Source organism: Spiroplasma endosymbiont of Dasysyrphus albostriatus, from assembly GCF_964019495.1.
In the GTDB taxonomy this organism is placed as follows: domain Bacteria; phylum Bacillota_I; class Bacilli_A; order Mycoplasmatales; family VBWQ01; genus Spiroplasma_E.
In genome coordinates, this window is the sequence record NZ_OZ026447.1 from 1,374,703 (window position 1) to 1,391,208 (window position 16,506).

General features: G+C 23.7%; 12 protein-coding genes. 8 read left to right on the forward strand and 4 right to left on the reverse strand.

All coding sequences use genetic code 4. The annotated features are described in order from the left end of the window. Positions 1-156 precede the first annotated feature (156 nt). Together AACL11_RS08205 and AACL11_RS08210 are read left to right on the forward strand one after the other, a co-directional pair. On the forward strand, positions 157-1,407 hold the full coding sequence (locus AACL11_RS08205; RefSeq protein ID WP_252320206.1) for a hypothetical protein: 1,251 nt from the start codon (positions 157-159) through the stop codon (positions 1,405-1,407). 280 nt (positions 1,408-1,687) lie between these two features. Then, positions 1,688-2,020, forward strand: a complete 333-nt coding sequence (locus AACL11_RS08210) for a hypothetical protein (RefSeq protein WP_338987358.1) — start codon at positions 1,688-1,690, stop codon at positions 2,018-2,020. A 180-nt stretch (positions 2,021-2,200) separates the two neighbouring features. Here the strand turns inward: AACL11_RS08210 and AACL11_RS08215 are convergent. Continuing rightward, positions 2,201-3,030, reverse strand: a protein-coding gene (locus tag AACL11_RS08215) for an IS5 family transposase (RefSeq protein ID WP_338986605.1) whose coding sequence is annotated in 2 segments (ribosomal slippage) — positions 2,201-2,634 and positions 2,634-3,030 — 831 coding nt in all. Because the reading frame shifts where the segments join, the coding sequence is not laid out codon by codon here. A gap of 129 nt (positions 3,031-3,159) precedes the next feature. Between AACL11_RS08215 and AACL11_RS08220 the strand changes: the two genes are divergently transcribed. The 3 genes from AACL11_RS08220 (at position 3,160) to guaB (ending at position 7,622) form a co-directional block, all read left to right on the forward strand. Continuing rightward, positions 3,160-4,410 (forward strand): APC family permease, encoded by a 1,251-nt coding sequence (locus tag AACL11_RS08220; protein WP_338987359.1) that lies wholly within the window; start codon positions 3,160-3,162, stop codon positions 4,408-4,410. A 200-nt stretch (positions 4,411-4,610) separates the two neighbouring features. After that, positions 4,611-6,152 (forward strand): glutamine-hydrolyzing GMP synthase, encoded by a 1,542-nt coding sequence (guaA, locus tag AACL11_RS08225; RefSeq protein ID WP_338987360.1) that lies wholly within the window; start codon positions 4,611-4,613, stop codon positions 6,150-6,152. A 3-nt stretch (positions 6,153-6,155) separates the two neighbouring features. Beyond that, a complete protein-coding gene (gene guaB / locus AACL11_RS08230) occupies positions 6,156-7,622 on the forward strand; it encodes an IMP dehydrogenase (RefSeq protein ID WP_256468400.1) in 1,467 nt (488 codons plus the stop codon). A gap of 56 nt (positions 7,623-7,678) precedes the next feature. Here guaB and AACL11_RS08235 read toward each other — a convergent pair whose 3' ends face one another. The 3 genes from AACL11_RS08235 to AACL11_RS08245 form a co-directional block, all read right to left on the reverse strand. Then, the gene (locus AACL11_RS08235) at positions 7,679-8,644 is read right to left on the reverse strand and encodes a metallophosphoesterase (protein WP_338987362.1); all 966 of its coding nucleotides are present in this window, start codon (positions 8,642-8,644) and stop codon (positions 7,679-7,681) included. Between the two features lie 5 nt (positions 8,645-8,649). Then, positions 8,650-9,057 (reverse strand): hypothetical protein, encoded by a 408-nt coding sequence (locus tag AACL11_RS08240; protein ID WP_338987363.1) that lies wholly within the window; start codon positions 9,055-9,057, stop codon positions 8,650-8,652. A gap of 130 nt (positions 9,058-9,187) precedes the next feature. Beyond that, positions 9,188-9,721: a hypothetical protein gene (locus tag AACL11_RS08245; RefSeq protein WP_338987365.1), complete on the reverse strand. Its 534-nt coding sequence runs from the start codon at positions 9,719-9,721 to the stop codon at positions 9,188-9,190. Between the two features lie 391 nt (positions 9,722-10,112). On the opposite strand from AACL11_RS08245, the gene mgtA reads away from it, so the two are divergent. From mgtA to AACL11_RS08260, 3 genes are all read left to right on the forward strand, one after another. Continuing rightward, positions 10,113-12,836 carry a magnesium-translocating P-type ATPase gene (gene mgtA, locus AACL11_RS08250; protein ID WP_338987367.1) on the forward strand — a complete coding sequence of 908 codons (2,724 nt, stop codon included), beginning with the start codon at positions 10,113-10,115 and terminating at the stop codon, positions 12,834-12,836. Between the two features lie 145 nt (positions 12,837-12,981). Beyond that, positions 12,982-14,568 carry a hypothetical protein gene (locus AACL11_RS08255; protein WP_338987368.1) on the forward strand — a complete coding sequence of 529 codons (1,587 nt, stop codon included), beginning with the start codon at positions 12,982-12,984 and terminating at the stop codon, positions 14,566-14,568. A gap of 749 nt (positions 14,569-15,317) precedes the next feature. Further along, positions 15,318-16,505, forward strand: a complete 1,188-nt coding sequence (locus AACL11_RS08260; protein WP_338987369.1) for a hypothetical protein — start codon at positions 15,318-15,320, stop codon at positions 16,503-16,505. Position 16,506 lies beyond the last annotated feature (1 nt).

Sequence of the window (16,506 nt, forward strand, 5' to 3'; positions counted from 1 at the left end):
GTATAAAATTAGAATTAAGATTTATTTTAATTTAATTTTCCTAATAACATTTTAAAATTGGTGCTAAATTGCCAATTATTTTTTATTTTGAAATAACTTTAGAAAAATTAATATTTTAATAAATCTTATTATTTTAATGAAAGGAAAAAAGTAATTATGATAAAAATAAATTTAGAAGCGTGAAAAGGTTTAATTCGTAATTGAATTGAAGTTAACCCCAATCGTGATGGTCAATCAGTTACTAATAAAGTTAAACAACATGCTAACTATTTATTCCAACCTTATTATGATGGAGGATTATGAATAGGAACAACTCCTAGAGACTTAATTAATGGTAAAGAAATTATATTACATGATGGTAAAAAAGTTTTTAATAAAATAAAAGATTTAAAATCTATTACTTTGTCTTTTGTTCAGCAAGCAATTGCAATTAAAGATAAGTTAGAATTAACTATTGCTGGACAGTCTTTGGGCGCTGGATATGATTATTGAGTAGAAAATAAATTAAAACCAGAAGTGCTTAAACCTTTAGTAAAGAATGATGGCTTTAATAATATTGTTGTTGCATATGGTGGAGCTGCTTCAGCGGTTGGATATAATCCATGAGATGTTGCATATGGGCTATCTAATAAAGATATTAATAAAGCAGTAGCAATGTTACAACCAGCTTTTATTGAGTATCAAGAACGAATTACTAAATTTGCAGGTTTTGAAACTAAAGATATGCCGTTAAATTTAGACTTAGATATTGAAGGTATAAACTTTGATAATGATCATATTAATGGAATGAAGGTTTTATTTACTACATTAACAAAAATGAAAAGAAATAATCAAAATTGAAACTTTAGTGTTACATTACCAGTAATGCCAACGGGGCTAGTTGGTAGAGATATTGAGAATGTTATTAAAATAGCTTTAGAAATATATCAAAAAGCAGATTTAAAAGTTGAAGATTTATTTACAATTAACATTATGGCTATGGATTATGGTGAAATTGTTGGACAAGAAGTAATTGATAAAGGTTTAACTTTTTTTGATATTGCTAAACAAGCAATTAAAAGTACTGCTAACCAATATTTTGAATTAATAAAACAATATTTTCCAAAGTCTAATTTATTACTTACTGATGTTTATCAAAAACTAGGTATTACACCAATGATTGGTATTAATGATGTAAATAATAACTATTTTACTTTAGAAGATGCTAAAGATTTATATAATTGAGCACAAACAAATAAATTAGCAAACATTAGAATATGATCACTAAATCGTGATAGTAATGGTAAGATAGATGAAGTTTGAGGAACAAATAATCACGGATTAAAATATTTAAATGAAGGTGATTTTTCAAATGTTTTTACTGGTAATTGAACTTATTGAGTAAAAAGTCCAGTTCGTAAAGTTTAATGTTTTTTTGATAATTATTATAAAAAATATCAAAATTTAAATAAGAAGAAATTAAGTTTTTTTACTCATTATTTAGGGAAAATTAAAAGTAAAATAATTAGTAACTATTTATATAACAAATTATAATAATATAATTTGTTATATTTTATTGTTTAATTTGCTAATCACTTTAAAACTACTTTTGTTCTAATATCATAAAATTTGATAATTAAAAAATAAAAATATTTTTTTTAAGTTATAATTAAAAATAATTTATTTTTTGAAAGGAATTACTAATTGAATGTTTAATTTAAAAAAATTAAAATTTTGAGCAAAATCATCTCGTGCTAATAATGAAAAAATTAGTCTTAATGAATTAATATGAATTGGTTTTAACTATACTTGTGGTATTGCATTTCCAATGGCATTAATTGGCATTTATTATTGAAATAATGGTGGCGTTGGTTTACATATGCTATGAGTTATTTTATTATGTGCTTTAATTGCTGCGGGAACTGCACTTGCTTTTACTAAATGTAGTCGTGTTTATCATGACACTAATGGTGGTGCTTATGTTTATGTTCGTGGAGTTTTTGGTCGTTTTTGAGGATGAATAATTGGTTTTATTCAATAGACTTCTTGCAAAACTGTGATTATTATCATAGTTTTTAAATTTAAAATTTTATTTTAATAACACTTTTAATATTTATTAAAAATTATTATTCAAAATATGTCTTATTTTTTCTTCATTAAAATAGAACAAAAATTATTATTTAAAATAACAAAATTTAAAATATTAAATTTTTGAAGATTTTTAATTTAAAAGTTGTAAATTATAAATTGAAGCTATTAAATTAAATCTTAAAGCAAATCTTTTTCTTCTATTTCGATATTTTTCACTAATAATTTTAAATTTTTTCAGTATAGCAAAAATATTTTCTATAACAACTCTCATTTTTGAAATTTGTTTATTATTTTTCTTTTCTTCTCTAGTTAAAGGAATTTTCTTTGATTTTCTTTTTGGAATTAAAACATTAGGATGTATATTTTGTATTCCTTGATATCCCAAATCCACTAAAATAGTTGTTTGTGATAAAAATTTAACTTTTGAATCTTTTAAAATTTTAAAATCATGGTTTTTACCACAAGAAAAATAAGAACTTATAATTTTTTTACTATCTTGTTCAATTATAATTTGTGTTTTTATTGTGTGTTTTTTCTTTTTTCCTGAATAATATTTCTTTTGTCTTTTTTTGGGCGTTGGATAGCGCTTTCAGTAACATCAATAATAGCTGTTTTATCTTTAAAATTATTATTTAACAATGATTTTGCTCCATTAAGTTGCTGAAAATCAGGATGTTTTATTAAAGTATTTTCTATTCACTTGATATTTCTATAACAATTACTTTCACTAATTCCATAACTTTTAGCAATATGAAAATATGTTCGGTATTCACGTCAATATTCTAACGTCATTAATAATCTATTTTCTAAAGTTAATTTATTAGGTGTACCACCATTTTTAAACTTTTTTAATTCTTCTTTTTTTAAAATTTCTATCATTTTTTTAAAAACAATCTCATTTATACCAGTTAATCTTAATAGTTCTGCATTTTTAATAGCTTTTAATTTATCAAACATCATAAATTACCTATCTTTTTTTAATTTTAATTATATTTTAAAAATGAAAATTTTAATAGATAAGTCTCGCAAGAAGTCTAATATATTACTTTACCTTCAACAATTATTGTAACTATTATTTCTATGTTTCGAGTGAATTTAGATCAATTATCAATTTTTAATTGAGTTCCTGAACGATGATCGAGTTTAATGATTGATAGTATTGGTATTTTTATTTATGCTGCTGTTGCTAGTTGCATGTATTTTGGAATGAAGGGATTTCGTTGATTTGTTAATATTTCTGGTATTATTAAATGAGGTTCTGCTTTGTTTTTAATTGTTTGTGCTATTATTTTGGTAGTAACTAATAAAGGTTTAGCATTTTCACAAGCGGCTGAAGGAACAAAAAACATTAATTTAACTTTACCAAAAATTAATAATGCATTTAGTGGTTTCTTCTATTTCTTTATTGGTTTTGAAACTTTTATTGTTGTTGGAAAAAATGTTAAAAATCCAACTAAAAACTTTGGTAAAGGCATTTTAATAGTTTTATTATTATCAACTATTTTTTATTTAGCTGTATCAGTATTAGTATTTGGTGCCATTACTATTGACGGTACAAATGGCCAAAATGGTTGATCTGGAGCTACTAATGAATATAATCCAAATAATGTTATATCAGGAATTGCTGGTATTACTGGTATGATTGTACTAGTTATTTCTACTTTATCATTGAAATTAAATGGTGCTATGCAAAATTCTTTATATTCTGGTGGTATGATTCAACCATTAGCCAAAGAAGGATATATTACCGAAAAATTAGCCAAATTAAATAAAGAAAATATTGCAATGCGTGCTAGTACAGCTAATTTAATTATTACTATTATTGCTTGTATTATTATGTTAATAATCCCAGATTTAATTGGTGCACCTTTTGATTTTAATACAGTACTAGGATTTTCTACTAACATTACTATTGCTGTATATATTTTTGTGTTAGCTGCCACGTGTGTTATGGGTTATCGTAAACAAATTAAAATTAAAATTTGAGAATGAATTGTTTTTGTTGCTTGTGGTTTATTTTTACTTAGTCAGTTTGTTGTTTTTAACTATGGTATGATTAATGACATGATTAATAAAAGAGGGGAAGTATTAATAGCTGTTATTATTGAATTCTTAATGTTTTGAATGTTTATTGTAATTGCTGTTATTTGATATTTTATTTATTATCAACCAAAATTAAAAATGCGTTTAGCATCAAATTTAGATTATCAAAATCAATTAGATCAAGAATTCATACCAATGACTGAAGAAGAAGCAATAAAATATTTACTTAATGAACCCGAAACAGAATTAGAACGAATTAAAATTCATGAAAATGAAGCCAGATCAGTTACAACTTAATTTCTTTAAATTATATTTTAACTTTTAAGAGTAATCATTTATTAATGATTACTCTTTTTCATATGCTCTTATCATTAATATCAATATTTTTAATTATATTTTAAAGAAATTAAAATCTATCATAAAATAATTATTACTGTAATCTATTTTATTTTTTGTTAAAAAATGATTTAATTACTATTATATTTGGAGGAAAAAAAATGATAAATACACAAGTATTGATTTTAGATTTTGGAAGTCAATATACACAATTATTAGCAAGAAGAGTAAGAGAAGCAAATGTTTATACTGAAGTTTTATCTTTTAATATTAGTTATCAAAAAATAAAAACATATCCCAACTTAAAAGCAATTATTTTATCTGGTGGACCATCAAGTGTTTATTTACAAAATGCTTATAAAATTGATCAAGCGATTTTTAATTTACCAGTTGCCATTTTAGGAGTTTGTTATGGCATGCAATTTTTAACAAATCATTTTAAAGGGAAAGTAGAATTGGCAGATGAACAAGAATTTGGAAAATCAATTTTATATCTTGATCAACCAAATAATAAATTATTTAAAAAAGTTGCTAATCAATCAAAAGTATGAATGAGTCATGCTGATCATGTAACAAAAATTCCAAAAGATTTTATACAAATAGCTCATTCTGATTCTTCAATTTCAGCAATTGCACATTTGACTAAACCAATTTATGGTATCCAATTTCATGCTGAAGTTACCCATTCAGAATTTGGTAAGCAAATAATCGAAAATTTTTTATTTACAATAGCAAATTGTACAAAAGATTGAAGTTTAGATGATTTTATTAGTAATCAAATTTCAGAAATTAAAAATAAAGTCGAAGATAAACAAGTTATTTTAGGTTTAAGTGGTGGAGTTGATTCTTCAGTTGCCGCTGCCATTATTTCTAAGGCAATTGGTAAACAGTTAACTTGCATTTTTGTTGATACAGGTTTATTGAGAAAAAATGAAGCAATTGATGTCATGGAAATTTATAAACAAAATTTTAAACTTAATCTTGAAATGATTGATGCAAGTAAACATTTTTTTACTGCTTTAAAAGGTGTTAAAAATGCTGAAGAAAAAAGAAAAATTATTGGTAAACAATTTATTGATGTATTTACAACAGCAGCAAGAAAATTTAAAACGGCTGATTTTTTAGCACAAGGAACAATTTATCCGGATATTATTGAATCTTCAAGTAAACATGCAAGTTCAAAAACAATTAAAACTCATCATAATGTTGGTGGTTTACCTGATGATTTACAATTTAAATTGTTAGAACCATTAAAAACCTTATTTAAAGATGAAGTAAGAGAAATTGGTTTAAAACTTGGATTACCTGAAACATTAATTAATCGTCATCCTTTCCCTGGTCCTGGATTAGGAGTTAGAGTTATAGAAGAAGTAACAAAAGAAAAATGTTTAATTTTACAAGAAGTTGATCATATTTTTATTACCAAATTGAAAGAAAAAAATATATATAATCAAGTATCACAAGCATTTGCCACTTTGCTACCAGTTAAAACTGTGGGCGTAATGGGTGATAATCGCACTTATGATTATGTTGTTAGTTTAAGAAGTGTTAATACAATTGACTTTATGACAGCAACAAGTTCACATTTACCATGAGAATTTCTAGATGAAGTTGCAAATGAGATTATTAATAAAGTAGATGGTGTTAATAGAGTAGTTTATGATATTACATCAAAGCCACCAGGTACTATAGAATGGGAGTAAACTATGAATAAAGATTTAAATCAAAAAATAATATGTGAAGGAATTACTTTTGATGATGTATTATTAGTTCCAGGATATTCAGAAGTTTTACCAAATCAAGTTTCTTTAAAAACTAAATTAACAAATAAAATTGAATTAAATATTCCAATTTTATCTGCTGCTATGGATACAGTTACTGAATCTGATCTAGCAATTGCCATGGCAAGAGTTGGTGGTATTGGCATTATTCATAAAAATTTATCAATTGCTGAACAAGCTTTAGAAGTACAAAAAGTGAAAAGAAATGAGTCAGGTTTTATTACTGATCCAATTACTATTGGTGTTCAAACTTTAATTAGTGAAGCAAAATCAATTATGAGTACTTATCGAATTTCTGGATTGCCTGTTGTAAATGAAGAAAATCAACTAATTGGAATTGTTACTAATCGTGATTTAAAATATCTTGATAATGATAATGCATTAGTTAAAAATATTATGACTACCAAAAATTTAATTGTTGGTGATAAAACAACAACAATCGAACAAGCAAAACAAGTTATGTTAAAAAATAAAATTGAAAAACTACCAATTGTTGGTTCAAATAATAAATTGATTGGTTTAATTACAACAAAAGATATTGATAAAGCTATTGATTATCCAAATGCTTGTAAAGATGATCAAGGACGATTAAGAGTTGGTGCTGCTGTTGGTGTTGGTGAAGACACTTTAGCAAGAGTTGAGGCATTAGTTAAAGCAAAAGTTGATGTATTAGTTGTTGATTCAGCACATGGTCATAGTTTAGGGATTTTAAAAACAGTTAAAGTAATTCGTAAAACTTATCCAAAATTAGATATTATTGCTGGAAATATTTGTACTGCAGCTGGAGCACAAGCACTTTATGAAGCTGGCGCAAATTGTATTAAAGTTGGTGTTGGTCCTGGTAGCATTTGTACTACTAGAATAATAGCAGGAGTTGGTGTGCCACAAATTACTGCTATTAATGATGTTTATAATTGAGCAAAAAATAAAAACGTAACTGTCATTGCTGATGGTGGTATTAAATATTCTGGTGATATTGTAAAAGCAATTGCTGCTGGTAGCAATTGTGTAATGTTAGGTAGCATTTTAGCTGGAACAGAAGAATCACCAGGTGAGGAAATTATTGTCAATGGTAAAAAATATAAAAATTATGTTGGTATGGGTTCATTAGTTGCCATGAAACGTGGTAGTAGTGATCGTTATTTTCAAAAAGGAATTAAAAAATTAGTGCCAGAAGGAATTGAAGCACGTGTTCCTTTTAAAGGGAAAGTACAAGATGTTGTTTTTCAATTAGTTGGTGGTATTAGAAGTGGCATGGGTTATGTTGGTGCTAAAAATATTTTATCTTTAATCCAAGATTCTAAATTTGTAAAAATTTCAAGTGCTGGTTTAAGAGAATCACATCCTCATGATGTTGAACTAACAAAAGAAGCACCAAATTATAATAAATAAAAAAATTGTATATTTAAAAAAACTAAGTTTTAATAAAACTTAGTTTTTAATTTTAATTAATATTTAATTTTTTTATTAATAACAATTTCATCATTTTGTTGTACGTTATGACGTTTAATTGTAATTTCTTTGTTAGTTTTATTTATAGAAATTTCAGAATAACCACCAAAAAGTGCAGTACCACTTAAAACATCATAAATTGTTTTTTTACCAACATTAACTGCAATTATTTTTTCATCATATTTGGTTGGTACAAAGTGTTGATGTCCAGTTAACATTAAAATAACATTATATTTTGCTAAAATTTCATTTTCAAATTCAGTTCTTTGTTCTTTACTTCATCATTCTTGATCAATTGAAAAATCATCATATCCATAATGAAAAGTTAAAACAATTGGCATATTACTCAAACCAACATTTATTTCTAAATCTTTTTGTAATTCAGTTAATGCTGGCCCAGGATCACTTCTTCCAAAATTTCAACCTGAAGTATCTTTATTAATTGGCGCTAAACTGCATTGAACAAAATGTATACCTAATGAATTTCAAGAATATACAGGAACTTCATTTTTTGAAGTATAATAGAGTAAGTGAGCTGCTGTCATAGCATTTTGTTTAACAATATTTTGGTTAAGTCAAGTTTGGTTAACTTTACAAGTAGTATCAGAATCATGGTTACCAAAACCTGCTAAAAGATGATTAGAGATTGATGCTAACATTAATTTATAAGAAAATAAATTTCCTGTATATTTAACATAACCTGTTAAATCACCAGAAATAATAACACCTCTATTATTATTTTCTGGTAAATGTTTAGCAAGGGCACTAATTGTTTTGTCACTAACTGATTGAGGATATCCAGCATGAATATCTGCTGTAGCTAAAAAATTAATTTCATCACTACTTTTTAGTGTACTTGTTAAATTTGAATTAATATTATAAGAAAAATTACTATTGGTCATTGATAAAGTATTACTTATTGCAAGTAGTAATAATATTTTTTCATATCTTTTCCGCTCCATATTAATTATAAACTTGCACTTATTGCTGGATTTAATACTAATGGTGGTTCTACTTCATTATTATTTATTGAATTTATTTGTGTTTGTGATAGTAAAGGTGTTGTTTCATCAATTTCTCTAGTATTTGTTTGTCTTCTATTTTCATAAAGTGTTTTTACATATTCAACAGTTTTTACACTAACAGTTGAAGTTATTGCCATTGTTACTGCTGAAATTAAACCTCATATTAAAACACCTTTAACTGTAGAACGATATTGATTAAAATCATTGTTTATATAATTATCAATAAAATCATATTCCATAATATCTAATCATTCAGCAATCATTGTTGGGATTGAATATCATCCAGCAATATTTCCTATAACTTCACCGAAAATGGTTGAACTTAGTATAATTTTATTTTGTATTTTCATTTTTCTTTTTATCTCCTTTTTAAAATATAAAAAACCATTTACTTTTAAACTAAAGTAATGGTTAAAATTTAAAACTTATATTAAGTTTACAATTAAGTACTATATCAGAAAAAATAAAAGATATAAGAAATTAGATATATGTGTAATAAATTAATAAAATTGGTAAATTTGGTTTATATTCTTTTACTGTATGTTGTATATTTTGTAAATTATCTATTTTTTCATCATTTGCCTTATTTTTTATATGATTAAAATTATTATTAAGAATGGTAGGTATTTTATCTAATTTTTGGTTAAGTATTATTTCTAATTCATTAATTTCTTTTTCCAAAATTTGGCATTCTTCTTTTAATTTTAGTGCTCTTTTTTCTTGATCCATTACTTTTTTTCATTTCATTGTATGTCTTTGTCCACTAATTTTCATTTCTTGTCCTCATTTTTTACTTAATTCTGGATTATCTTCAATTAAATATTTATTACGTATTATTTTATATTTAGAATATAATTTTTCTTGTTCTTTTTTAGTATTTGATATTTTTATTTTTTGCTGTTTATAAAGATTATTTAATTCATTAAATTTGTCGATAAGAATTCATATTGATTCATGATATTTTTTAATTTCTAAATTTAGTTGATTAATTTCTATTTTCTGTTTTTCAGTCATTTTAACTACCTTTTATAAATTAATTATTTTTTAAATAATTAATTTATATTTCCTTTCATTTTTCTAAATAAAAAACTATTATTTTTATTTAAAAATAATAGGTTAAAAACTCATATCAAGTTTAACTAAATACTATCATATTTGATTAATAAATATAGAAAATTGATTAGAAGATTTATAATTATATTTCAACTCCTTTTAAATCATTGATGTTTACTCCTATTTTTGATATAAATAATTTGTATTTAAAAATAATACAAATTTTTTATTGAAAATAGAAGAATATTATTCTTAAATATTTGGTAGTTTTAAGAACTTTATTCACTAAAATAAAGTTCTTTTGATTTTAGTATACAATTAAATTATACGTTTGAAGAAAGGTTGGTTGATAATGCAATTTTTTAAAAAGAAGCATATAGAACAAAAAACAACAACCATGTTTAAACAATTTTCGCAACTATCGAAAGAAGAAGTTATCCAACAATTAGATGGTAGTATGTACGGATTAAAAAAGGAAGAAGTAGAAGACAGACTTAAAAAATATGGTAAAAATGTTTTTTCTCATAAACGATTTGTTTGATACAAAAAATTAATGCACAATATTTTTAATCCTTTTATTATTGTTTTAATGATAATAGTTATCTATAATTTTATTAGTTACAGTATTATTGATACTAATACTGATAAAAATGTTGATTTGTACAGTGCTATTATTGTTTTAGTAATGATTATTTTGAGTGTTTTTATATCTTACTTTCAAGATTATCGTTCCTATAAATCTTCAGAAAAATTACGACAATTAATTGAAACAACAGCCAGTGTTTTTCGATTTAGTAATAAAAATAAAAAAATTGATTTTAATGCTTTAAATAGTGTTGCCAATTTTACAAAAGAAGTATTAATTGAAAATTTAGTACCAGGTGATATTATTTTCTTATCTTCTGGTGATATGATTCCTGCTGATGTTCGAATTTTAGTTTCAACCGATCTATTTATTAATCAATCAGCACTAACTGGTGAAACATTTCCTGTTGAAAAACATGCTATTAATACTAAAGATGATAATAAAAAAAGTAGTATCCTAGAATTAGAAAACATATGTTTTATGGGTACTAGTATTGTTTCGGGCGGTGCTATTGCTATTGTTATTGCATCAGGTGTTAATACTTATTTTGGATCAATTGCTAGTGCAGTAACTAGTAAACGTCCTGTTACTAGTTTTAGTAAAGGTATTAAAAAAGTTACCTACATTCTTATTGGTTTTATGTGTGTAATGGTACCATTAATATTTATTGTTAATGTAATTACTAAAAATAATATTTTAACAGCGTTAATATTTTCAATATCAGTTGCTGTTGGTATTACCCCCGAAATGCTGCCAATGATTGTTAGCGCTAACTTAGCAAAAGGTGCAATTAGATTATCACATAAAAAAGTAATTGTTAAAAATTTAACTAGTATTCAAAGTTTTGGTGCAATGGATGTTTTATGCACTGATAAAACCGGTACTTTAACTGAGGATAGAATTGAGTTAGTTAAACACTTAGATCCAGAAGGTGTTGAATCAAACAAAGTTTTAGAAATGGCATATTTAAATAGTTCTTTACAAACTGGATTAAAAAATAATATTGATAAAACAATTGTCCAACACATTAAAGCTCATCATAATAAAATAGTTGAAATGCCCTATCGTAAAATTGATGAAATACCTTTTGATTTTATAAAAAGACGAATGTCAATAGTAGTTTCAAAAGATAAAATTAATAATACTTTAATTTGCAAAGGAGCAGTAGAAGAAATATTAAAAATTTGTACTAAAGTTGAAATTGGGGGGAAAGTAATTACCTTAACTGATAAAATTAAAGAAAATGTTTTAAAATTAAGTACGGAATTAAATAATGATGGTTTACGAGTAATTGCAATTGGCTATCAAGATTTTGCTAGTGACAAAACAGTTTTTAAAATAGAAGATGAATCTAATTTAGTTTTATTAGGATATATAGGTTTTTTAGATGTACCTAAACCTAGTGCTATTAAAGCAATAACAACTCTTAATCAACACGGAATTGATGTTAAAATTTTGACTGGTGATAATGAAATTGTTACTAAAGCAATTTGTAAAAAGGTGGGATTAGAGCCAGGAATTCCTTTATTAGGTAGTGACATTGAAGATATGGATGATCAACATTTACAAGCATTAGTAAATAAAACTACTATTTTTGCGAAAATGGATCCATTACAAAAATCAAGAATTATTGACATTTTAAAGTTAAATGGTCACACTGTTGGCTTTTTAGGTGATGGTATTAATGATGCTGTTGCTTTGCATCACGCTGATGTTGGAATATCTGTTAATAGTGCTACTGATATTGCCAAAGAAGCATCTGATATTATTTTATTAGAAAAAGATTTAGATGTTTTAGAGCAAGGAGTGATCAGCGGTAGAAATACTTTTGGTAATATTTTAAAATATATTAAAATTACTATTTCTTCTAATTTTGGTAATTCATTAAGTATTTTAATTGCTTCAATTTGGTTACCTTTTTTACCAATGATGGCAATTCAAATTTTACTACAAAATTTATTATATGATATTTCTCAATTAGCAATTCCTTGAGATAGGGTTGATGAAGACTTTATTAAAAAACCACAAAAATGAAATGCAAAAAGCATTTTACCTTTTGCATTCTGGAATGGACCGCTAAGTTCAATATTTGATATAACCACCTTTTTATTTTTAGGATATGGTTTACATATCTTTGCCAATTTTGCTAATGTAGATCCTAATAGTGCTGCTGGCATATATCAACAATCATTATTTCATACTGGATGATTTATTTTAGGAGTTACTTCACAAACATTAATTGTACAATTATTACGAACTTCTAAGGTACCTTTTATTCAAAGTATGCCATCTCATCAGCTATTTTTAACAACAATTATAATTACTATTATTGGCATTAGTATTCCATATACACAATTAGGAGCTACTATTGGTTTAACACCAATTCCTTTAATTTTTTATGGTTATTTAGCGGGTGTTGTTATTGTTTATTTCATTGCTAGTCAATTATTAAAAATGATATATATAAAGGTTAATAAACGCTGATTGTAAACTAAATTTTAATTTTAAGAAAAATGTATTGGTTTTTTTAAAGTTATGATACAAATAAATGTAAAACTAAAGAAAGTTTTTGTATTCCTGTTACTTTTAATAAAGTAACAGGAATTTTATATTATAGATAGGAACAAATAAAAGTATGCTAACATTAAATTACCTTATTGATCAATTTCAAAAGAAAAGAATTCAATTTTCTATTATTGAAGATTTTATAAATAATCCAAACATTAGTGATGAGGAAATTATTAGTTTAGATAATAACAATAGAAATGCCCTTCATAATAGTTTTTTATTAGATTTAGATGAAGGAGCAGAAATAGAAGATGAATATAACTATGATCCACATGAGGAAGGTTGAGAAACTTCAAGTGAATTAATAGAATTTACAACTAATAAAATAAAACTTATTAATTGATTAATAAATTTTAAAAAAAATGATAAAAATTTTTTAAATCAACAAGATATTGAAGGAAATTCACCCTTACATTTAGCAATTATGAAACAATATATTGTAGACTGAAAACTTGGAGGAGAGTTTAAAAATATAGGAAAGCAACTAATTAATAATTCACAAGTTAATCCCAATTTAGTAAATTTGCAAAATGAAACTCCATTTTGCAAATTATTAATACAAGAAATTAATAAAGCTGATACATACCCGACAAATGAAGAAATTCGTGAATTAGTTAATGATTTTCAAAATAATTCTCATTTTAATATTAATAGTGTTAATAATAAAAAACAAAATCTTTTACATATTATTGCTAAAGAAGGTAATAAAACTGATTTTAGAATTAATTTTGCTATCACTAAAAAAACTAATTTTTATCAAATAGATGATAATGGTAATATACCTTATGAAATAGCAATCCTAAACAACAATTTTGATATGTTAGAAATAATAGAAAATTGCAAATATTTTGATATTAATACACCTATTGAAAAGTTTAATAACACTATATTACATAGAGCAATTAGAAGTAATAATAAAAAAATTATAAGAACACTACTATTAAAAAATGAAAATGGTGATTTAGAAATTAATTTTGATATTAAAAATAAAAATAATGAAAAACCTTTTAAATTTGAAGATATGATACTTGATTGATTACATCAATTACCAAGAAATCAAAATCAAATTGAAATGATGATTATTGATTTTTTAATAACAAATGAATGTAATTATAATAATTATATAACTAGAGAAGGATTAACTTGATGAACTTTAGCTATTAAATATAACTTAAAAGAAGTTACTAATTATTTGGTTAATAATGTATTAACTGATATTAACAAAATAGATAGTAATCCTTTTAAAAATAAAAATTATCTTTTTGATAATGAGATAAAAGAAGAAGTAGATAGTATGTTAGATGATTTATCATATGTTGATTCAAAAATTATAACATCTATTAAAAAACTTCCAAATTGTCCTAATTTTAATGAATTACAAAAAGATGTTTTAGAACAACGAGTAACTGCTATCCATAATTTCAAAAAATATCAAACTGATCAAAATTTATCTGATAATGAAAAAGCAATTTTTAAGATATACCTAGATGCAATATTAGATGAAGATGATACAAATTGATCAGAAGAAAAGAAAACAGATTTTAATAAAGTAAAAGAATGATTAACAAAAGAAGAAGTTAACAAAGAAAAGCGTAAATTAGAAAATACAGAAAAAAATGATAGCAAAAAAAGAAAAAAGTTATCAATTGCATAACTACTACTAAAACTTTTCTTAAAAATTAATATTTTAATAAAAATAACTGCAAAATAATAGCAAATAGTTTCCGTATTATTTATAAAAATAGATAAAAATTATTGTAAAGTTAATTAAATTTGTTAATATTGTTACGTTGTATAAATAAAAATATTTTTATTTTTCAAAATATAGATTAATTTTCTTTATCATATAGTTTTAAGGGAGTAAAAATAAATGAAAAAAATACAAATAATAACAATATTATTATTTATTTTAACTATTTTACTTATAATTTCTGGTTTAATTCTCATAGATTTTTGTGATTATCATTCTCATATGCGTAATCAAACAACGTTAAAGTTTGAAAATATAGAAAGAAATGGATTTCAAATATTAGCTACAACCAGCATATATCATATTTTAGAATATTCACCAAAATACGTATGTTATATAAGTCAAAATATTCGAAATTATTATAATTGAGTAGAATTACAAATTGGAGTTATTTTCTGTATAATTTTAGTACCAACTTTATTTTATGTAATTACTTTATTAATTTTTACTAATATTTGTTTAAAAATAAAAAATAAAAGAAATAACAATTTTTGAGATGCAATCGAAAATTGTGAAATAATTAACAATTACTATATTCATTAAAATTTAATAATTTATATTTATTATTTTTTACTATTATTATTTTTCTACATTTCAATAATGTTAAATGTTATTATATTTATATAGTTTAAAATGATATATAGGTGATATAAATGAAATTAAAAATAAAAAATATTGGTCCTTTTAATGATACTTCTTTAAATATTGGCGATATTACTATTATTGCTGGTGTTAATGATACTGGTAAAAGTTACTTAAGTAGGTTAGTTTTTGCAATGGTGAAAATTGCTACTAGTGATATTAAGTCAGAAATAATTAAGAATTTTTTTAACTTTGCTGAAGATACTTTTACACAAATTGAAAATACTGGTAGTAATTTTCTTGAAACAAATTTTAATAGTAGTGAAAAAGAAAGTGCTTTATTTAAAGAAATTGAATCTATTTATAATAATATTAATTTAAATAATAAAACATTTATGCAAAAATGAATAACAAATTTTAATTATAAAATTGAAAAATTTAATAATTTTTGAATTAATTTATTAACAGACTATCATCAATTGCTAAAAATAAATGATGATTTAATTACCAAAACATTACAAAGAATTGAATTAGATACTAATAAAGAAGATAGTTACAAAATTAAAATTATTAAATATACAATTAATATTATTAATAATGATATTTTACAAACCTTAGAATTATTTAATAATAAAGATACTGATATCATTTCATATTTAATGGCTAATATTCTTCGTGAAAACTTTCATGGTGAAAACTTAAGAAATAAAAAATATAATAATAAAGATAGTTATTTAAAACTTAGTTTAGACAATAACAAAAGTTTAACAATTAATATTAATGAAAAAAATAAATTTTCTTTAGAACATGAGTTTAATTACTTAGAAAATATTATTGAAAACCCAATAATTGATGCTACTTATATTAGTGATACTGACCAAATTTTAAATTTAATGATTGAAGAAAGTCTTAGTAAAAAACAATCATCATATATGTTAGAGAGTGAAAAATTAAAATTATCATTAAATAACATTTTCAAATTTAAAAAGTGTCACTACTTAGATGATTTTAAAAATAAAATTAATATTCAAAAAAATATTGAACAGTATAGTAATTTGAAATTAGTATTAATTAAACAAAAAATTAATCAAGAACTTGAAAACTATTTTGGTAATGAAAATAAAATTAACTTTGAAAATGGTAGTTTAACTAAGAATGGTATTACTATTAAACTTGCTAACTCCTCACGTGGATTAAAAATTATTGAATCATTTAAAGAAATGGTTAAAAGTGACTTTTGGAATGGCAACACTTTTTAGG